At 67.3% G+C, this 19,539-nt stretch carries 18 protein-coding genes; 7 read left to right on the top strand and 11 right to left on the bottom strand.

Translation table 11 applies throughout. The features are described from left to right. Nucleotides 1-21: 21 nt before the first annotated feature. Both ACFZCE_RS24940 and ACFZCE_RS24935 read right to left on the bottom strand, forming a co-directional pair. On the bottom strand, nt 22-2,211 hold the full coding sequence (locus tag ACFZCE_RS24940; protein WP_390943221.1) for an OsmC domain/YcaO domain-containing protein: 2,190 nt from the start codon (nt 2,209-2,211) through the stop codon (nt 22-24). Nucleotides 2,212-2,314: 103 nt separating this feature from the next. After that, on the bottom strand, nt 2,315-3,217 hold the full coding sequence (locus ACFZCE_RS24935) for a LysR substrate-binding domain-containing protein (protein WP_390943220.1): 903 nt from the start codon (nt 3,215-3,217) through the stop codon (nt 2,315-2,317). Between the two features lie 114 nt (nt 3,218-3,331). Between ACFZCE_RS24935 and ACFZCE_RS24930 the strand changes: the two genes are divergently transcribed. Together ACFZCE_RS24930 and ACFZCE_RS24925 are read left to right on the top strand one after the other, a co-directional pair. Beyond that, nucleotides 3,332-3,760, top strand: coding sequence for a VOC family protein (locus ACFZCE_RS24930; RefSeq protein WP_390943219.1), 429 nt, complete (start codon nt 3,332-3,334; stop codon nt 3,758-3,760). Then, the gene (locus ACFZCE_RS24925) at nt 3,757-4,347 is read left to right on the top strand and encodes a glutathione S-transferase N-terminal domain-containing protein (RefSeq protein ID WP_390943218.1); all 591 of its coding nucleotides are present in this window, start codon (nt 3,757-3,759) and stop codon (nt 4,345-4,347) included. Before ACFZCE_RS24930 ends, ACFZCE_RS24925 begins: the two co-directional genes overlap by 4 nt. 12 nt (nt 4,348-4,359) lie before the next feature. On the opposite strand, the gene ACFZCE_RS24920 is transcribed toward ACFZCE_RS24925, so the two are convergent. Next, nucleotides 4,360-5,553, bottom strand: a complete 1,194-nt coding sequence (locus ACFZCE_RS24920; RefSeq protein WP_390943217.1) for a DUF2252 family protein — start codon at nt 5,551-5,553, stop codon at nt 4,360-4,362. 676 nt (nt 5,554-6,229) lie between these two features. Then, the gene (locus ACFZCE_RS24915) at nt 6,230-7,234 is read right to left on the bottom strand and encodes a zinc-binding dehydrogenase (protein WP_390943216.1); all 1,005 of its coding nucleotides are present in this window, start codon (nt 7,232-7,234) and stop codon (nt 6,230-6,232) included. Between the two features lie 97 nt (nt 7,235-7,331). Between ACFZCE_RS24915 and ACFZCE_RS24910 the strand changes: the two genes are divergently transcribed. The 3 genes from ACFZCE_RS24910 (at nt 7,332) to ACFZCE_RS24900 (ending at nt 9,837) form a co-directional block, all read left to right on the top strand. Further along, nucleotides 7,332-8,246: a LysR substrate-binding domain-containing protein gene (locus tag ACFZCE_RS24910; RefSeq protein WP_390943215.1), complete on the top strand. Its 915-nt coding sequence runs from the start codon at nt 7,332-7,334 to the stop codon at nt 8,244-8,246. A gap of 88 nt (nt 8,247-8,334) precedes the next feature. Further along, nucleotides 8,335-9,261, top strand: a complete 927-nt coding sequence (locus tag ACFZCE_RS24905; protein ID WP_390943214.1) for a hypothetical protein — start codon at nt 8,335-8,337, stop codon at nt 9,259-9,261. Between the two features lie 168 nt (nt 9,262-9,429). After that, complete coding sequence (locus ACFZCE_RS24900) at nt 9,430-9,837, top strand: Rid family hydrolase (RefSeq protein WP_390943213.1); 408 nt, start codon at nt 9,430-9,432, stop codon at nt 9,835-9,837. On the opposite strand, the gene ACFZCE_RS24895 is transcribed toward ACFZCE_RS24900, so the two are convergent. Together ACFZCE_RS24895 and ACFZCE_RS24890 are read right to left on the bottom strand one after the other, a co-directional pair. Beyond that, on the bottom strand, nt 9,815-10,243 hold the full coding sequence (locus ACFZCE_RS24895; RefSeq protein WP_390943212.1) for a TOBE domain-containing protein: 429 nt from the start codon (nt 10,241-10,243) through the stop codon (nt 9,815-9,817). The genes ACFZCE_RS24900 and ACFZCE_RS24895 overlap by 23 nt on opposite strands. A 71-nt stretch (nt 10,244-10,314) precedes the next feature. Next, complete coding sequence (locus ACFZCE_RS24890; RefSeq protein ID WP_390943211.1) at nt 10,315-11,214, bottom strand: EamA family transporter; 900 nt, start codon at nt 11,212-11,214, stop codon at nt 10,315-10,317. Nucleotides 11,215-11,318: 104 nt separating this feature from the next. On the opposite strand from ACFZCE_RS24890, the gene ACFZCE_RS24885 reads away from it, so the two are divergent. Next, entirely contained in the window at nt 11,319-12,182 is an 864-nt protein-coding gene (locus ACFZCE_RS24885) for a LysR substrate-binding domain-containing protein (RefSeq protein WP_390943210.1), read from the top strand. Between the two features lie 114 nt (nt 12,183-12,296). On the opposite strand, the gene ACFZCE_RS24880 is transcribed toward ACFZCE_RS24885, so the two are convergent. Genes ACFZCE_RS24880 through ACFZCE_RS24860 form a run of 5 tightly spaced genes read right to left on the bottom strand, consistent with a single transcriptional unit; the run spans nt 12,297 to nt 18,172 of the window. After that, nucleotides 12,297-12,806: a flavin reductase gene (locus ACFZCE_RS24880; RefSeq protein ID WP_390943209.1), complete on the bottom strand. Its 510-nt coding sequence runs from the start codon at nt 12,804-12,806 to the stop codon at nt 12,297-12,299. Nucleotides 12,807-12,808: 2 nt separating this feature from the next. Then, a complete protein-coding gene (locus tag ACFZCE_RS24875; protein ID WP_390943208.1) occupies nt 12,809-14,572 on the bottom strand; it encodes an ABC transporter permease subunit in 1,764 nt (587 codons plus the stop codon). Nucleotides 14,573-14,591: 19 nt separating this feature from the next. Further along, entirely contained in the window at nt 14,592-15,923 is a 1,332-nt protein-coding gene (locus ACFZCE_RS24870) for an NtaA/DmoA family FMN-dependent monooxygenase (protein WP_390943207.1), read from the bottom strand. A 41-nt stretch (nt 15,924-15,964) separates the two neighbouring features. Then, nucleotides 15,965-17,035, bottom strand: coding sequence for an extracellular solute-binding protein (locus ACFZCE_RS24865; RefSeq protein ID WP_390943206.1), 1,071 nt, complete (start codon nt 17,033-17,035; stop codon nt 15,965-15,967). 51 nt (nt 17,036-17,086) lie between these two features. Continuing rightward, nucleotides 17,087-18,172: an ATP-binding cassette domain-containing protein gene (locus tag ACFZCE_RS24860; protein WP_390943205.1), complete on the bottom strand. Its 1,086-nt coding sequence runs from the start codon at nt 18,170-18,172 to the stop codon at nt 17,087-17,089. Nucleotides 18,173-18,460: 288 nt separating this feature from the next. On the opposite strand from ACFZCE_RS24860, the gene ACFZCE_RS24855 reads away from it, so the two are divergent. Further along, nucleotides 18,461-19,438 (top strand): LysR substrate-binding domain-containing protein, encoded by a 978-nt coding sequence (locus ACFZCE_RS24855; RefSeq protein WP_390943204.1) that lies wholly within the window; start codon nt 18,461-18,463, stop codon nt 19,436-19,438. Nucleotides 19,439-19,539 lie beyond the last annotated feature (101 nt).

Here is a 19,539-nt window from a genome sequence, read left to right as displayed (position 1 = left end):
GTGGGTTGTCTACCGCTGCGCTTAGCGCGCCAACGCCGCCCGCGCCGCGTGGAGTTTCTTGTAGCTTTCCACCAGCCGCAGGTGGCGGTCGAGGCCCTCGAGTTTCATGCTCGTCGGCGCCAGGCCGTAGAAGCGCACGCTGCCGTCGATCGAGCCGAACACCGCGTCCATCCGCGGGTTGCCGAACATCCGGCGGAAGTTCACCTCGTAGTCGGCCATCGCCAGGTCGCTGTCGAGCACCACCTCCAGGGCGGCATTCAAGGCCTGGTAGAACAGCCCCCGCTCGGCGGTGTTGTCGTTGAACTGCAAGAACGCCTCGACCAGCTCCTTGGCCGGGTCGTACTGCTTGAGCGCCAGGTTCGCCAGCAGCTTGAGCTCGAGGATGGTCAACTGGCCCCAGGCGGTGTTGTCGTCGAACTCGATGCCGATCAGCGTCTTGATGTCGGAGTATTCGTCCAGCTCGCTTTCTTCCAGGCGTTCGATCAGGTCCTGCAGCGCGTCGTCATCCAGGCGGTGCAGGTTGAGGATGTCTTCGCGGAAAAACAGCGCCTTGTTGGTGTTGTCCCAGATCAGGTCTTCGGCGGGGTAGATTTCCGAATAGCCCGGCACCAGGATGCGGCAGGCCGGCACCCCGAGCTGCTCGTAGGTGGCCATGTACACCTCTTTGCCCAGCCCTTCGAGGATGCCGAACAGGGTGGCGGCTTCCGCGGCGTTGTCGCCGTGGGCGGTGAAGTCCCATTCCACGAACGGGTAGTCGGCCTTGGCGCTGAAGAAGCGCCACGAGACCACGCCGCTGGAGTCGATGAAGTGCTCGACGAAGTTGTTCGGCTCCATCACCGCGTGGCTTTCGAAGGTAGGCTGCGGCAGGTCGTTGAGGCCCTCGAAGCTGCGGCCCTGAAGCAGCTCGGTGAGGCTGCGCTCCAGCGCCACTTCCAGGCTCGGGTGGGCGCCGAACGAGGCGAACACGCCGCCGGTGCGCGGGTTCATCAAGGTCACGCACATCACCGGGAACTGCCCGCCGAGCGAGGCATCCTTGACCAGCACCGGGAAGCCCTGGGCCTCCAGGCCGTCGATGCCGGCCTTGATCCCGGGGTACTTGGCCAGCACCGCCTCGGGCACGTCGGGCAGGGCCAGCTCGCCTTCGAGGATCTCGCGCTTCACCGCCCGCTCGAAAATCTCCGACAGGCACTGCACCTGGGCTTCGGCGAGGGTGTTGCCGGCGCTCATGCCGTTGCTCAGGAACAGGTTCTCGATCAGGTTGGAGGGGAAGTACACCACCTCGCCGTCAGATTGGCGCACGTAGGGCAGGGCGCAGATGCCGCGCTCAAGGTTGCCCGAGTTGGTGTCGAACAGGTGCGAGCCGCGCAGCTCGCCGTCGGCGTTGTAGATGCTCAGGCAATGGGCGTCGAGCAGGCCGGCGGGCAGGGCGTCTTTGCGCCCGGGCTGGAACCACTTCTCGTTGGGGTAGTGCACGAACTCGGCGTTGGCGATGTCTTCGCCCCAGAACTGGTCGTTGTAGAAGAAGTTGCAGTTCAGCCGCTCGATGAACTCGCCCAGCGCCGAGGCCAGGGCGCTTTCCTTGGTCGCGCCCTTGCCGTTGGTGAAGCACATCGGCGAGTGGGCATCGCGGATGTGCAGCGACCACACGTTCGGCACGATGTTGCGCCACGAGGCGATCTCGATCTTCATCCCCAGCCCGGCGAGGATGCCCGACATGTTGGCGATGGTCTGCTCCAGGGGCAGGTCCTTGCCGGCAATGTAGGTGCTGGCGCTACCGGCCAGGGCCGGCAGCAGCAGGGCCTGGGCGTCGGCGTCGAGGTTCTCGACTTCCTCGATCACGAAATCGGGGCCTTCCTGCACCACTTTCTTCACCGTGCAGCGGTCGATGGAGCGGAGGATGCCCAGGCGGTCTTTTTCGGAAATATCGGCAGGTAGCTCGACCTGGATCTTGAAGATCTGCGCGTAGCGGTTTTCCGGGTCGACGATGTTGTTCTGCGACAGGCGGATGTTGTCGGTGGGGATGTTGCGGGTGCTGCAGTACAGCTTGACGAAGTACGCCGCGCACAGCGCCGAGGAGGCCAGGAAATAATCGAACGGGCCAGGTGCCGAACCGTCGCCCTTGTAGCGGATCGGCTGGTCGGCGATGACGGTGAAGTCATCGAACTTGGCTTCCAAGCGAAGGTTGTCGAGAAAGTTGACTTTGATTTCCATGGGGAACGACCACTACCACGCGCAAGACGAAATGGGCGCCATTATCGGGGCTTGCCGGGGGGATGTCTTGTGCTTTTCGGCCGGCGGTGGGCGCGAAGGGCCCTCAACCCTGATCCACCGCCGGAATCACCCTCTCCAACAGCGGGTAGGCCCATTCCACAAACCCACGCACCCGTGGCGCCAGGGCCAGGGCGTGGGGGTACACCCACTGCACCGGCAGGTTCGGCGGCTCGTAGTCGCGCAGCACCCGCACCAGGCTGCCCTCGGCGAGCGCATCGGCCACCTGATAATGCAACAGCCGGGTGACCCCCAGCCCCTGCTCGCAGGCCAGCCGCGCGGCGCGGATCTGGTTGCACACCAGGCGTGGCGCGATCGGCTGGGCGAGGTCTTTGCCGGCCTGGCGAAAATGCCATTGCAGGCCATGGGAAACCTGGCTGATGCAGGCGTGCTCGGCCAGCGCCGCCGGGGTCGGCAGCGGCGCGCTGGCGCGCAGGTAGGCGGGGCTGGCGCAGGTCACCAGGCGGGTGGCGCCCAGCGCCCGCGCAACCATTCCCGAATCGGGCAGGTGGCCGATGCGCAGGGCGCAGTCCAGGCGCTCGTCGAGCAGCGCCACCACCTGGTCGTTCAGGCTCAGCTCGACGCGGATGCCCGGGTGCGCCTTGAGGTATTCATTCACCAAGGGCGCCACGAAGCGCTGGCCGAACTCCACCGGCGCGCCCACTCGCAGCAGCCCACGGGGGGCGCCGTCGTGGGCGCCCAGTTGCTGCTCGATGTCGTCGAATTCGGCCAGGGTGCGGCGGCTGAACGCCAGGTACTGCTCGCCCTCGCTGGTCAGCGCCATGCGCCGGGTACTGCGGTTGAGCAGGCGCACGCCCAGGTGCTGCTCCAACGCCGCCAGCGAGCGCACCAGCGAGGCCACCGCCTGGCCGCTGGCGTTCGCCGCGGCGCTGAGGCTGCCACACTCGACAATGCGAACGAAGTTGGCCATCGCCTTGAGCCTGTCCATGTACACCTGTGTATTTGTGCGGAGGGTGCACAGGTTTTATCAGGTTCGCGGCATAGGTCCAAACCGCGCGGCGGCGGATACTCCTGCCCATGCCTTGCCACAGGAGCCACACTGATGAACAACCCCGCCAACCCGGCCCGGATTCTCGCCTACGACCACATCGGCATTCGCGTCAGCGACGGCCCGCGGGCGATGGCCTTCTACCAGGCCCTGGGCTTTACCGAAAGCGCCCGCTTCAGCGCCCATGAGGCGAATGAAATGCTCAGCCCCGACGGCGTGCGCATCAATCTGATCTTCAACGGCGCGCGGCGGCCCGCCGCCCATAACGTGCTGCTCGACGCCCCGGTGAAGCTGCCCGGCATCACCCACCCGGCGTTCATCGTCGATGACCTGGCCGCCCTGCAAGCCTGGCTCGAGGCCGAGGGCATCACCATCACCGAAGGGCCGCACCCGATCGGGCCACGCCGGGTGGCGCTGTTCATTCGTGACCCAGACGGCAACGTGCTGGAATTCAACCAACTGACCGCGGAGCCCCGCCCATGAAACTGTACGACCTGGAACCTTCGGGTAATTGCTACAAAGTGCGCCTGTTCGCCGGCCTGGCCAACATCGCGCTGGAACGCGTGCCGGTGGACTTTCTCGGCGGCGCCCATAAAAAGCCGCCGTTGATCGAGATGAACCCGCTCGGGCAACTGCCGGTGCTGCAAGACGGCAACCTGGCGCTGCGCGATGCCCAGGCGATTCTGGTGTACCTGGCCGGCACCTACGGCGGCCTGGCCTGGTGGCCCGGCGAGCCACAAGGGCAGGGCGAGGTGATGCAGTGGCTGTCGTTCGCCGCCAACGAAGTGCAGCACGGCCCGAACGCCGCACGGCTGGTCGACAAGTTCGGCGCCGCGCTGGATAAACCCACCACCCTGGCCAAGGCCGCGGCGGCGCTGAAGGTGCTCGACCAGCACCTGGCCAGCCACCCCTGGCTGGCGCTGGGCCGGCCGACCATCGCCGAGTGCGCGGTGTACCCCTACGTGGTGCTGGCGCCAGAGGGGGGTGTAGACCTTGCGCCGTACCCCCATGTGCTGGGCTGGATCGAGCGGGTCAAGGCGTTGCCGGGGTATGTGGCGCAGCCGGTGTAGGCGTTGCGGGCCCTACCCCTGCTGATGCTCCAGCGCATACCGCCGGCAATGTTCCAGGTAGCCCACCTCATGGCTGCCGACCAACTGCACCACGCTGGTCCATAGCCAGGACGGCGCATCCAGGGTGCGGGTGCGGTTGCGTTGCAGCTCTTTGATCCAGCCCAGGCGGGTGGCCAGGTCCATCTGCCGGGCGTGGGCCTGGCCGACCACTTGCGCCAGGTAGCCGGCGGCCGCCATCGCTTCGCGTTGGCTGAGTTCGTCCAGCTCCAGCTTGAGGTCTTGCGGCAGCAGCTCGCGCACGAAGAATGCGTGCTCGAGCATGCGCGCGGCGATCATCCGGTTGCCCAGCCCGGGCGACAACTGCCGCGCCCCCTCGACCACCCGCTTGCCGTTGTCGCGCGGCATCCGCGCGCCAGCCACCCGCGGCGCGGCGGCGGCCACCGCCTGCTTGATGTCGAGCAGGCAGTATTCCACGTCGTCGTCATCACCCACCGCCAGCAGCGCGGCGTAGCGGCGCAAGCCCAATGAGCTGCAGCCCTTGACCCAGTACGCGCAGTCGAGCAGCTCGACGCTGTCGCTTTTGCTGCGGCCCTTGAGCGAGGTCACCAGGGTGTGGATGTGCTCGGTGCCACACAGCTCAGCCACCGCCTGCCGCTCAGCCTTGCTCAGCTGCCAGAAGTGCTTGCCCAGCGGCAGGGTGGGCTGGGTGCCCTCGATGCGCTCGCGGGCCAAGTGCTTCCAGGTGCGCTGCACCGCGCTGCGCATGCCGGCCTTGACCTGCGCCGGGCGCGGCGGGTCGTCCTCGGGGTTGTGCTCGAAGGCCAGTTCATAGCCGCGCATCATTTCTTCCAGCATCCGCGCGGTCGCCACGCCCGGCAGGTCCGAGCCGCGGGCGGCGGTGGCCAGCGACAAGGCCAGGCGCACCAGGTCGTGGGCGGGGTTGCCGACCACGGCCTGGTCGAGGTCGCGGATGTGAATGTCGATGCGGCCCTTGAGGTCGCCGGTGGGGCCGAGGTTACCGGCATGGCAGTCGCCGCAGATCCACACCGCCGGCCCCTGGGGCAGGCGCCGGCCCGGCTGGCTGTGCAGCCATTCGTAAAACTGCACGGTGCTGCCGCGCACGTAGGCGTGGGCGGAACGGGCCATTTTCAGGTTGCGCAGTTGGTTGAGGGGGTCGAGGCGGTCGGCGGGGCGGGGTGTTTTCATGAAAAGGCCTTGGTGGGTGCCTTGGGTGGACCGTTGCGCTGGGTGAATGTTTCAAAGTGTTGCTGGCAGGGGGGCATGTTTAGGTAGGGCGGGCGGATTCCTACAGCAACTTACCTTTTTTCCGAGCCACCTTTGGGAATTGTCTGGCAGACGCCGGCTGGCGGGTTGGAAACAATTCCGGTGACCCATTTCACACGGAGGGTTCACCCATGGCGGATCGCTGCTTGCCCATCCCTTTCTTTATTCCCTGGTGCCGGTGGCGAGGCCGGGCCGCCCGTGAAGCCTCAGAAGCGAGCGCCTTCGGTGGTTTCGCCACGGCGCAGCGTTTCACCACAATTACCGATCCCAGGTGATGGAAGAAGAGCTCTATAAACGCATTAAGGATGCCAACGCCCGGCTGTGCCGTAACGCTGTTCACTTGAGCAATCAGAGCGCTAACTTGAGGATGAAAAGCCCAGGTTTCTCCCGAGGGTTTTACCGAGCGCATGGCCTGAATGGCCTATCGCCCGGCACAGCCGGCCTCCCACGGGTTCTATGCTGCCTCGTAAATCAAGTACTTACACAAATCTGGTGGGAGGCCGGCTGTGCCGGGCGATGGGCCCTGAAGCTCATGCACAAAATCAGCAGAGCTCACAGATTCATCCCTTCTTTAAAGCCGTGAAATTGCTTAATCCGGTCATGCCCCGACCCGCACCACCACCTTGCCAAAATGCCGCCCGCTGGCCAGGTGCTCGAACGCCGCCCGCGCCTCGTCGAAGGCAAACACCCGGTCGATCACCGGGGCGATGCCGGCACTGGCGGTGGCCTGCACGCAGGCCTCGAGCATCGGCCGGTCGCCAACGTTGGTCGAGCGCAGGCTGGCGCCGGCGCCCATCAGTTCGAAGTAATCCAGCGGCGCGCCGGCCTCGCCCAAAAAGCCCACCAGCACCACTTCGCCGTGGAACGCCACCGCTTGCAGCGACTGGCCGATGGTCGCCGGGCCGCCAACCTCGACCACCCGCTCCACACCTTGGCCGGCGGTCAGGGCCTTGACCTGCTCGGCCCAGGCCGGGACCTCGCGGTAGTTGATCACCGCATCGGCCCCCAGCGCCCGCAGGCGTTCGGCCTTGGCCGCCGAAGAGGTGGTGGCGATCACCCGCGCGCCCATCGCCTTGGCGTATTGCAGGGCGAACACCGACACCCCACCGCTGCCCAGGGTCAGTACTGTTTGCCCCGGGCCCACGCCGCTGACGGCGTTCCAGGCGGTCACCGCCGCGCAGGGCAGGGTGGCGCCTTGTTCATCGCTGAGCTCGGCCGGCAGCCGCACCACCGCCTCGCGTGGCACCACCTTGTACTCGGCCAGCCAACCGTCGCGGTCGTAGCCGTAGCTGCCGATGGCCCGCTCGCGGCGTTTCGGCCCACCCAGCCAGCGCGGGTGGAACAGGCCGATCACCCGCTCGCCGGGGGTAAAATCATCAACCTCCTCACCCACTTCCACCACCTCGGCGGCGGCATCGCTGGTGGGAACGGCGCCCTTCAAGCGTGGTTGCAGCAGGCCACCTTCGAGCAGCGCCAGGTCACGGTAATTGAGTGCCACGGCGCGCACCCGCAGCAGCAGTTCGCCGCGTTGTGGGCGTGGGATGGGCGCTTCATGGCGGCGCAGGCCGGCGAGGGTGGGGGTGTCGAAACGGTAGATCTGCATGGGGTGGCTCCTGTTGAAAGGTTCACCTCCAGCCTATTGGTTTTATAAAAATGATAAATGCTCTATATATTGGTTAACTACCAAGAAAAACTTGCCAATGAACCTGCTCAAAGCCATGCAATTGTTTGCCCGAACGGTCGAACTCGGCAGCCTCACCGCCGCCGCCGAAGGCAGTGCCCTGACCCCGACCATGGTCGGCAACCACCTGCGCGCGCTGGAACAGCACCTGGGCATGAAGCTGCTCAACCGCACCACCCGCCAGCAGCACCTGACCGAATTCGGCCAACGCTATTACCAGCGCTGCGTAGACATCCTCGGCCTGGTCGAAGAGGCCAACGGCCTGGCCCTGGCCGCCCGCGCCGAGCCGGTGGGGCGCCTGCGGGTGACCATCCCCCAGGCGTTTGGCCTGGAGCGGCTGATGCCGGCGCTCAAGGATTACCTCGGCCGCTACCCGAAGGTCGACCTGGAGGTGATCTACACCGACCGCCAGGTCGACCTGCTCGAAGAGGGCTTCGAGGCGGCGGTGCGCATTGGTGAGCTGGCCGATGCCCAACTGATCGCCCGCCCGCTGCGGCCGCACACCCTGGCGCTGTGCGCCTCGCCGGCCTACCTGCAGGCCCACGGCTGGCCGCGCCACCCGCAGGCGTTGAGCGAGCACCAGTGCCTGACCTACCTGTATTCCCGCGGCGGCGCCCAGCCTGGGGCATTGGCACTGTGGCACCTGAGCGGCGCCGATGGCGAGCACGCGGTGCAGGTGGCCGGGCGCGTGCGCATGGACAACGGCCCGGCGCTGCGCGAGGCTGCCCTGGCCGACATGGGCATCGCCCTGCTGCCCGCGGTGGTGGTCGAGCACGACATCGCCCAGGGCCGCCTGTGCCGGCTGCTGGAGGACTACCAACTGCCGCAGCGGCCGCTGCATTTGCTCTACCTGCCCGACCGGCTCGGCTCGCCGAAACTGCGCAGCTTCGTGGCGTTCATGCTCGAGCGCTTTGGGCTTGAGGCAGCGTGCTGAAAAAACGCATCAACTTTTTCGTAACATTCTGTAGCAACCTCGGGTCCAGATGTACATGGCAACTGCCATTCATCAAAGGCCCATAACAATGAATACAACACCGCAATACTTATCTGCCTCAACCGAACGCAGCACCCAGTCCGGGGTGGCCTGGGCGGCGATTTTCGCCGGGGCCGCCGGCGCGGCGGCGCTGTCGATGATCCTCCTGTTACTGGGCAGCGGCCTGGGCTTCGCGGCGTCGTCGCCGTGGGCCGACCAGGGTGCCAGCGCCAAAACCCTTGGGGTGGCGACCGTGGTCTGGTTGCTGCTTACGCAAATTCTCGCCTCGGGCCTGGGCGGTTACCTCGCCGGGCGCTTGCGGGTGAAGTGGGCCAGCCTGCATGGCGATGAGGTGTACTTTCGCGACACCGCCCATGGTTTTCTCGCCTGGGCCATCGCCACGCTGGTGACCGCGGCGCTGGTCGGCAGCCTCGCCGGTGGCGTAGCCAGCAGCGCGGCCAAGGCGGGCGGCGCGGTGGCGTCGAGTGCCATGAGCGTGGCGGGTGGCGCGGCGGCGGCCGGTGCCGGTGGCGCCGCTGCCCAGGGCCAGGGCCACTACGGCTATTACGTCGACAAACTGCTGCGCGGCGACAGCACTGCCAGCAACGATGACGCTCAGGCCCCGGCGGCGGCCGGGCGGGTGTTCGCCCAGGCGCTGACTGGCGATGGCCAGCTCGACCCGCAAGACCGCGCCTACCTCGCCGGCCTGGTGGCCCAGCGCACGCAAATGAGCCAGAGCGATGCCGAGCAGCGCGTCGATCAGGTGTACGGCCAAGCCCGCCAGGCGGTCGAAACCGCCAAAACCCAAGCCAAGCAAGCCGCGGATACGGCGGCGCGGCTGGCGGCCCAGCTCACCTTGTGGACCTTCGTCGCGTTGCTGTGCGGGGCGTTTTTCGCCAGCTTTGCCGCGCTGTTCGGCGGCCGCCAGCGTGACCGCGTGCAGTGGCTCGACGCCGCCGGCACTCGGCAGCTTTAACCTTCCCCACCATGCGCCCGGCGCCGCCGGGCCAGGAGATACCCCATGCGTTCCTTACTGTTGTGGTTCCTCGGCGTGCCGATCCCGGTGATCATCCTGATCGCGATCTTCATGCACTAACGCCCGCGTGTTAGCGTGGCGGCATTGTCAAGCCACGCGAGCCGCCCCATGCCCGACCGTGAACCGATCATCCCGCCCAACCAGACATTGCTCAGCGAGCGCGCCGGCTACCTGCCGGCGGTGAAGGTCGGCAACACCCTTTACTGCGCCGGCCAGGTCGGCCGCACCGAGGCGCTGGAGGTGATTGCCGACCCCGAGCAGCAGTTCATCGCCGCCTGGGAAAACCTGCGCAGCGTGCTGGCCGCCGCCGGCGCCGGCTTTGACGAGGTGGTCGACATGACCACCTACCACGTGGCCATGGCCGAGCACATGGCGCTGTTTCGCGAGGTCAAGAACCGCCTGTTTCCCCGTGGCACCTGTGCCTGGACCTGCATCGGCGTGAGCGAGCTGGCCCACCCCGGGCTGCTGGTGGAAATCAAGTGCGTGGCGGTGCTCAGGCCGGCACCCCAAGAATAACGTGGCTGGCCTTGATCACCGCGGTGGCGCTGACCCCCGGCGCCAGGCCGAGCTCTTCCACTGCGTGGCGGGTCACGATGGCGTAGACCTGGCTACCGCCGGGCAGGCCGAGCACCACCTCGGCGTTGACCGCGCCGTCGGTCACGCTCAGCACTTCACCGGCCAGGCAGTTGCGCGCCGACAGGCGGATGCCGGCGGCGTCGGTCATCAGCATCACCCAGGGCGCCTTGACCAGCGCCACCGCGTCCACCCCCGGCGCCAGGCCGAGGCTGTTGGCGCTCTCCAGCGTGACCACCGCCACCAACGGTTGGCCGCCGGGCAGTTCAAGAATGACCTCGGTGTTGACCGCGCCGGGGCGCAGTGCCTTGACCTTGCCGTGGAAGATATTGCGGGCGCTGACTTTCATGCTGAGGGTCCTTGTGTTTAGGTGCTGGCCAATCCTCCCAGCCTAGCCAAAAGCGTTATCCCCATACCACCCTAGCGCCGCCCACCCAGGTTCAGCGCCGCCACGCTGGCGAGAATCACCGCTGCGCCGATCAGCACCGCCAGCCCTGGCCGTTCCCCCAGCAGCCACTGGGCGATGGCGATTGCCGCCAGCGGCGTAAGGTACAGGCTGATCGACGCCCGGCTGACCTCCACCCGCGCCAGCACATAGGCCCAGGCCAGGTACGCCAGCGAGCTGGGCCCCAGGCCCAGCACCAGCACCGCTAGGTTGGCCCGTGCCGGCGCCTGCGCGACCTGCGCCGCCAGCCCAGGCAGAAACACCAGCAGCAGCGCGGTGCCGAACCACACCGTGTAGCACACCATCGTCAGCCCGCTGTAGCGCTGGGCGTGGCGTTGCTGCAGGGCGAAGTACACCGCCCATGACAGCGCCGCCAGCAGCACCAACAGCCCGTAAGCGTTCACCTCGGCCAGGCGCTGGCCGCCGCTGACCACGATCAGCGCACCGGCCAGCCCCAGGCCCACGCAGGCCCAGCGCCAGGCGCTGACCCGCTGGCCGAAAACGAAGTGCGCGAGCAGCGCGCTGAACAGCGGCGTGGATTGCGCCAGCACGCTGGAGGCCGCCGCGCTGACCCCTTGCTGGCCGGCGTTGATTGCCACGTGGTGCAGGGTGACCGCGAAAAACCCCAGCGCCACCAGCAGCGGCACATCGCGCCAGCGCGGCAAGGCGATGCCCTTGGCCAGGGCGATCACCGCCATGAACGCCGAGGCCAGCAAGAACCGCAGCAGTGCCAGGTGGAACGGGTCGTAGGCCTGCAGGCCTTGGCGAATGCCGGTGGGCGAGTAGCCCCAGCAGAGGATCACGAACGCCGTGGCAAGGGCGATTTTCAGGCGCGGCGAGGCCGGCGCCTGGGCGCGGGCGGCAAGGGTATTCATCGGGGCGGGCCATACAGGCGGTGGGCTGGCCTTTAGTATTCTGGCGCGGCTATGATCATCACAAGCGAACAATAATGATGTAACCATTCACTTTGGGTGAGGCTATGGAGCTGCAGCAAATCCGCCTGTTCAAGGCCGTGTGCGACACCGGCAGCATCGCCCGCGCCGCTGAGGCGCAGCACTGCGTGCCGTCGAACGTGACCGCGCGGCTCAAGGCGCTGGAGGCCGACCTCGGCGTGGGCTTGTTCTTCCGCCAGGGCCGCGGCCTGCGCCTGAGCCCGGCGGGGGAAATCTTCCGTGACTACGCCGGGCGCCTGCTCAGCCTGGCCGACGAAGCCCGCCGCGCAGTGCACCCCAACGCCGAGCCGGCCGGGCCGCTGCGCATCGGCGCGATTGAGTCGTCGGCCACTTCGCGGTTGCCGCGCTTGCTCGCGGCGTTCCACGCGCGCTACCCGCAGGTGCAACTGGAACTGACCACCGGCACCGGCACCCAACTGCTCGACGCCGTGGCCCAGCGCCGCCTCGACGGCGCCATCGTGGCGATCGATGTCGAGCGCGCGGCGCTGCGGCGGATGGTGATCTACCGCGAAAGCCTGGTGCTGATCGCCGCCGAATCCCTCGGCCCGCTGCGCAGCGCCGCCGACCTTGCCGGCAAGTCGATCTTCATGTGGCCCGAAGGCTGCCCCTATCGCGCCGCGCTGGAACGCTGGCTGGCGGCCGCGGGGCAGGCGCAGCCGATCATCAGCCTGGCCAGCTACGGCACCATCGTCGGCTGCGTCAGCGCCGGCGCCGGGGTGGCGCTGGTGCCGCGTGGAGTGTACGAGCAGTACCGGCAGGGCGCCGGCTGGGTGGGCTATGAGTTCGCCGAACTGGCCAGCATCGACAACCTGTTCTATTGGCAGGAGGCGGTGCGGCACCACCCGGCGCGGGAGGCGTTTCTGGAGATGTTGGGGGGGATGATGGGGTAGGGCTTCAGGGCCCTTCGCCCGGCACAGCCGGCCTCCCACCAGATTTGTATAAGCCATTGATTTACGTAGCAATAAACAACCCGTGGGAGGCCGGCTGTGCCGGGCGATGGGCCCTCAACCCCCATGCAACGCATGGTAAGCGCGGTCCAGGTACAACAACCCCGGCGCCGCGGTATCGCTGTGGATCGCCACCACCTGGCACAGCAGCACATCGTGGGTGCCCACCGCGGTGCGTTCGGTGATCTGGCAGTCGAAGTGGGCGATGGCCCCTTCGAGCACCGGCGCGCCGGTTTCCAGAGTGCTCCAGGTGCCGGCGGCGAAGCGCTCGGCCATCGGTGTTTTGCCGCCGAAGGTGTTGGAAATGCCCGCCTGGCCACCGGCCAGAGTGTTCACGCACAGCACCCCGTTGGCCACCACCGCCGGGTAGGCCGAGGCGTTGCGGTTCAGGCACACGATCAGCGTGGGTGGGCTGTCGGTCACGCTGCACACCGCGGTGGCGGTAAAGCCGGCGCGCCCGCCGGGGCCGTCGCTGGTGACCACGTGCACCGCGGCGCCGAGGCGGGCCATGGCATCGCGAAAGGAAGTGAGGGTCACCGCGGCCGGTGTGTGCAACGCGTCAGTCATGGTCAGCTAGCCTGCTTGGGAGTGGGGCGGAGAAGTTCAGACAACGAGAACAGGGCGCACACCACCAGCAGCACCACCACCGAGGCCGCGGCCAGGGTTGGGGTCACCTGCAGCAGGATGGAGTCCCACATCTGCTTGGGCAGGGTGGTTTTCAGGCCACCGCCCACGAACATCGCCACGGTCAGTTCTTCGAACGACTGCAAAAAGGCCGTGACCATCGCGGTCAGCGCGCCGGCTTTGATCAGCGGCAGGGTAATGCGGCCGAACACGCGCCAGGGCGCGGCACCGAGGGTAGCCGCGGCTTGGTCCAGGCGCCAGTCGTAATGCTTGAAGGTGGCCAGCATCACCACAAAGGCCATCGGCAGCGCGATCACCGTATGGCCGATGATGATCCCCAGGTTGCTGGCGATCAGCCCCAGGTCGGCGAACAGGTAGAACAACGACACCGAGATCACGATCGGCGGGATGATCATCGGTAGCATGAACAACAGGAACGCCAGGCCACCCCAGCGGCTTTGCCCACGGGCCAGGCCCAGTGCCGCCAGCACCGCGACCGGGGTGGTGAACAGCGCTACCGCCAGGCCGATGCCGAACGAGCGCAGGGTCGCGCCCAGCCACAGTGGCGAGCTGAAGTATTCGGCGAACCACTTCAGGCTCAGGCCCTGGGGCGGGAAGCTCAAAAAGCTCGAGGCGGTGAAGGCCATCGGCACGAAGGCCAGGATCGGCACCACCAGCAAGGCCAGCAGCAGCCAGGCGTAGGCCGGCAGCAACACGCCGCAACGGCGCAGCCCTGGCAGGTGGCCGAGGCGCTCGAAGCCATCGCCCAGGCGCGCCACCAGGCCCAGCCCCAGGCGCCGCAACCGGCCCGGGCGCCGGCGGCTGCTGGCGCTGTCGCCGGCCAGGGTGGTCAGGCCGAAGGTGCGGTCGTAGACAAAACAGCTCACCAGCGCGGCGACCACCAGCATCAGTGAGATCGCCGCGCCCATTTGCCAGTTCTGCAGTTGGTTGATCTGCACGATGATCAACTGGCTGAGCAGCGCGTCGCGGGAATTGCCCAGCAGCGTGGGGGCGATGAAAAACCCCAGCGACGAAACGAACACCAGCAGCCCGGCGGCCGCCACCCCAGGCATCGACAGCGGCAGGTAGATGCGCCAGAAGCGCTGCGCCGCGCCGGCGCCAAGGGTGTCGGCGGCGTTGAGCAGGGTGCGCTCGATGCGGTTCATGATCGGCAGCATCACCACCACCGCCAGCGGCAGCATGGTGTGCACCATCGAAAACACCACCGTCGCCCGCGAGAACAGCAGCTCGCCCGGCTGCAGGCCGAGGGCGGCGAGCACATCGTTGACCACCCCGGTGCGGCCGAGAAACACCATCCAGGCGAAGTTCTTCACCAGCGCGCTGGTCCAGAACGGCACCATCACCCACAGCGCCGCCAGGCGCTGGCGGCGCGCCGGCAAGCGCGCCAGCCAGTAGGCCAGCGGGTAGCCCAGTAGCAGGCAGCAGAGGGTGGTTTGCGCGGCCACGCTGAAGGTGGTCTGCAGCGAGCGGGTGTACACCCCGCCGGCAAACACCTTGGCAAAGGCCGCCAGGCTCCAGGCCCCGGTTTGCGGGTGCTTGAGGCTGGTGAGCAGCAGTTCGGCGCTGGGGTACAGCAAGAACGCCAGCAAAAACACCACCCCCGGCAGGGCCAGCCAGCCGGCGCCCAGGCGCACGCGCGCGCGGGGCGCCGTGGCGGCGGTGGGTGGGTGCAACGCCAGGTCGCGCATGGTGTGGCCTCCGGGTGGTTCAGCGAACGTGGCGGTTGGCCGGGCGGGCCAGGCCCAGGTGGTCGCGCAGGGTGCGGCCGGTGTACTCGCGCTTCATCAGCCCACGCGCCTGCAGCAATGGCACCACCTGTTCGACGAAATCCTCCATGCCACCGGGCATGGTGTGGAAGATCATCATGAAGCCATCGGCCGCGCCGGCCTCGAGCCATTCCTGCATGTGGTCGGCCACCTGCGCCGGGGTGCCGCGGAAGGTCACGTTGCCGCGCTCGTAGCTTTGGCACATCTCGCGCAGGGTGAGCTTCTGCTCACGGATCATTGCGGCGATGTGGTCAAAATACGCGCGGTGGAAGTTCGAGGTGGCGGGGATGCGCGCTACCGGGATCGGCTCGTCCAGCGGCAGGTCGGAGAGGTCGGTCTCGAGGTCTTGCGCCAGGCGCATGCGGCCAACGTCCGGGTGGATCAAGCTCTGCAGGTGCTGGTACTTGGCCTCGGCTTCCTCTTCGGTGGCGCCGATCACCACCGACAGCCCGGTGAGGATCTTCAGCTCATCGGGCTGGCGGCCAAAGCGCGCCATGCGGCCCTTGAGGTCGTCATAGAACAGCTTGCCCTTGGCCACGGTCGGGTCCGAGGCGAACACCACCTCGGCGGTGCGCGCGGCGAAGTCTTTGCCGGTTTCCGAGGCGCCGGCCTGGATGATCACCGGCTTGCCCTGGGGTGGGCGGGCGATGTTCAGCGCGCCGTCGAGCTTGAAGTAGCGGCCGTCGTGCTTCACCGGGTGCTGTTTTTCCGGGAGGAAGTTCAAACCGTTGTCACGGTCGTGAACGAAGGCGTCGTCTTCCCAGGTGTCCCACAACTGCTCGACCACCTCGACGAACTCGGCGGCTTTGTCGTAGCGCTCGGCGTGGGGCGGCAGTTTGTCCAGGCCGAAGTTGCGCGCGGCGTAGTCATTGGCGCTGGTGACCACGTTCCAGGCGGCGCGGCCATGGCTGATGTGGTCGAGCGAGGCGAACTGCCGGGCCAGGTTGTAGGGTTCCATGAAACTGGTCGAGGCGGTCGCGCCGAGGCCGATGTGGCGGGTGGCGCCGGCCAGTGCCGAGAGCAGGGTGATCGGCTCGAACACGTTCATGAACATCGGAAAGCGCTTCCAGGCGTACAGGTTCTCGGTACGCGCCGCCGGGGTGTCGGCGATGAAGAAAATATCGAAGCAGCCGCGTTCGGCCAACTGGGCCAGGGCGGTGAAGTGCTCGATGCTGGTGGAGGCATCGTCGCGGGTGCCGGTCTGCAGCCAGGAGGCTGGGTGCGCGCCGGTGCCCTGAACGAGGGTGGCCAGGGCCATGTGCTTGGTGGTCATCGTCTATTCCTGAAAAGCCAGCCGGGTGAGGGGTGGGGCGCTTAGCCCAGCATCCATTCCTGAAAACGCTCGGTCACTTCGTCGTAGTGCTGGCCCCACCAGACCGAGTCGAGCTCGCGCAGGCCCTTGAAGTTTTCTGGTGACGACGGCAGCACCGCGGCGCGCTCGGCGCTCAGGTGTTCGAAGGCGCGGCGGTTGCTCGGGCCGTTGGCGACCAGGCCGGAGTACACCGCTTGTTGCTCGGGGCGCATGCAGAATTCAACGAACTTGCGCGCCAGGTCGGTGCGTGGGGTGCCCAACGGGATCGACCAGCCGTCGACCGAATACAGCCCTTGCCAGAGCATTTTCAGCGGCGTGCCGGCGGCCAGCGCGGCGTAGCCCCGCGCCGACCAGGTGTCGGAGATGTCCACCTCGCCGCTTTGCAGGCTCTGGGTGTTCTGCGCGCCGGCGGTCCACCACAGCGACACCTTGTCGCGGATCTGGTCGAGCTTCTTGAAGGCGCGGTCAACGTCGAGCGGGTAGAGGTCTTGCGGCGCCACGCCATCGGCCAGCAGGGCCATTTCCAGCACGCCCCAGCCGCTTTTGTAGAGGCCGCGGCGGCCAGGGAATTTGCCGGTGTTCCAGTAATCGGCCCAACTGGTCGGTGGGTTGTTGGCGAACACATCGGTGCGGTAGGCCATGACGATGCCGAACACCGAAAACCCCAGCCAGTGCTCGGTGAGCATGCCGGGCAGGATGTCCTGGCCCTGGCTGGCGGCGATGTTCAGGGGTGCCAGGTAGTTCTTCGGCTGGCTGAGGCGGGCGACGTGGTCCTGGGTGACCATGCAGGCGTCCCAGATGAAGCTTTGGGTGTCGACCAGCAGCTTGAACTGGGTGACTGGGTCTGAGTCGTGCACCACGCCGACCACGTGAATGCCGGTTTCTTTTTCGAACGGGTCGTAGAACGCCGTGCGGATGGCGCCGCTGGTGACCCCGCCAACATCCGCCACGGTGATGGTTTCGGCGCCAAAGGCGCGGTTGCCGGTAAACACCGCCGGCGCCAGCGAGGCCGCGGCGGCGATGCCGGCGCCCTTGATCACGCTGCGCCGCGAAAAACGGTTGCTCTCACTCATCCTGGAACCCCTTGCAAACGAAATGGGCGCGGCCACCGGCGGCGGCCGCGTTCAAGCGTGAAGAAAGTGGCTGTGGGGGGTAGGCCAAGCCAGGCCCAAGGTGCTGCCGATCGCCGGGCACGGCAGGTGCGCGGCGTGGTGCACGGTCAAGCGGTTGCCCGAGGCCAGGCGCACGCCCAGGCGCAGCACGGCGCCGGCGTACACCGCTTCGGTCAACTGGCCGTGCACGCTGGCCTGCGCCAGCTCGGTCACGGCCATGTGTTCGGGGCGCACCATCAGCGCGCCGGTTTGCCCAGGCTGGGCGCCGCTGTGGGCGGGCAGGGCCAGTGCGCCGTCGGCGCCATGCAGGCGGCCGCCGGCCTGCACCGTGCCCTCGAACAGGTTCGAGGCGCCAAAAAAGCGCGCCACCGCCAGCGAGCGCGGGCGCTCGTACAGGGCCCGCGGGGTGTCGATCTGCTCGATGCGGCCGTTGTGCATCAGGCAGATGCGGTCTGACAGCGCCAGGGCTTCGTCCTGGTCGTGGGTGACGAAAATGATCGTCGCGCCGGTTTCCCGGTGCAGCCGGCGGATCTCCGCTTGCAGGCTCTCGCGCAGTTGCCGGTCAAGCGCCGACAGCGGCTCGTCCATCAGCACCAGCGAGGGCTGGTACACAAAGCAGCGCGCCAGCGCCACCCGCTGCTGCTGGCCGCCCGACAGCTCGCGCGGGAAGCGCCCGTGCATCGGCCCGAGGCCGACCATCTCCAGCGCCGCGGCAACCCGCTGGTTGATCTCGGCGCGTGGCAGGCGGCGCATCTGCAGGGCGAAGGCGACGTTCTCGGCGACGGTCAGGTGGGGGAACAGCGCGTAGTTCTGGAACACCACGCCAATCCCCCGGGCATGGGCCGGGGCGGCGGTCTGGTCGTGGCCGTCGATGATGATCCGCCCCTGGCTGGGCGGGATCAACCCGCTGATCACTTGCAGCAGCGTGGTTTTGCCCGAGCCGGAGGCGCCGAGCAGGGTCAGCAGTTCGCCGCTGCGCACGTCGAGGTCCAGCGCGTGCAGGGCGGTCATCGCGCCATAGCGCTTGCCCAGGCCCTCGGCGCGCAGTTTGATCGGCGCCTCGCTGGCGGGGTGCTCGGGGGCGGTGGCTGTGTTCACGACGGTCTCCAGTCACATAGCAGGGCGCGGTGCGCCAGGCTGGTGCGGGCGGCTGCACTGAGGTGGTGCAGGCCTGCCGGGGCGGCTGAGCGGGATACTGCGGCGCGGTTGCGCGTGGGGTAAAACAGCTTTTGCCTGCCTTTTGCCTCAGAAAACCCGATGCTAGGCCGCTTGGCCGCCGCGTTAGCCTCGCCGGCCCGCCGCCGGTCAGCCCTGGCGGCGCCTGGCCAGCACCCGGCATGGTCCATGCACAGGCACTGGCCTGCCTTGTAGATTCTGGAGAACCCTATGCTTTCTCGTATTACCCAGCGCCAGCTCGAGTACTTCGTGGCCTGCGCCGAGGTGGGTAGCATCATCGGCGCGGCCGAACGCATTCACGTGTCGGCGCCGTCGATCTCGGCGGCGATCATGCACATCGAAGCCGAGCTGGGCGTGCAACTGCTGGTGCGCCACCACGCCCAGGGCGTGTCGCTGACCGCCGTGGGGCGGCTGGTGGTGGAGGAAGCCAAGCTGATCCTGGCGCAGATGAGCAACCTCTATACGGTCGCCTCAGCCTCGCTGAACACCGTGCGCGGGCCACTGCGGGTGGGCTGCATGGAGTCGCTGGCGCCGATGATCACCCCGGAGCTGGTGTTCGGCTTTGCCCGCGCCTTCCCCGGCGCGCGGGTGACCCAGTTCGAAGGCCACCATGAGCAGTTGCTGGAAAAACTGCGCGGCGCCGAGCTGGACATCGCCCTGACCTACGACCTCACCACCAGCGCCGACATCGCCTTTACGCCGCTGGCGCAGCTGCCGCCGATGGTGATCGTGGGCGAGCACCACCCCTTGGCGCACCTGCCGGCGGTGACCCTGCAAGACCTCGCCAGCGAGCCGATGGTGCTGCTCGACATGCCCTGGAGCAGTGAGTACTTCCTGAGCCTGTTCCACCAGCAGGGCATCACCCCGAACGTGGTGATGCGCTCGGCGCACCTGGAGGTGGTGCGTTCGATGGTGGCCAACGGGGTGGGGTTTTCGATTGCCAACGTGCGGCCCAAGGCCAACCTGTCGCAAGACGGCAAGCGCTTGATCCGCCTGCGCTTGGCCGGCAACCACCGGCCGATGCGGCTGGGCTACGCCACCGCGGCCAGCGTGCAGATGTCGCGGGTGGTCAGTGCCTTTGCCGAACGCTGCCGGATGTTCGTCAGCGACCAGTACATCCCCGGCATGGCCGCGCCGAGCTTTTATGACCCGCGGGTGGTGGAGGCGAAAGTGGCGCAGGTGTCGTAGGGCCCTTCGCCCGGCACAGCCGGCCTCTCATCAAACAAAAAATATCCCCTTGTTTTTTAAAAGAAAAAATCAAGCAGCCCTCACCAGTTCCATCCCCAACT

The organism is Pseudomonas sp. NPDC007930 (assembly GCF_042958985.1).
In the GTDB taxonomy this organism is placed as follows: Bacteria; Pseudomonadota; Gammaproteobacteria; order Pseudomonadales; family Pseudomonadaceae; genus Aquipseudomonas.
The sequence above is the reverse complement of the archived record's forward strand: the minus strand, read 5'-3'. Positions and strand labels throughout refer to the sequence as shown.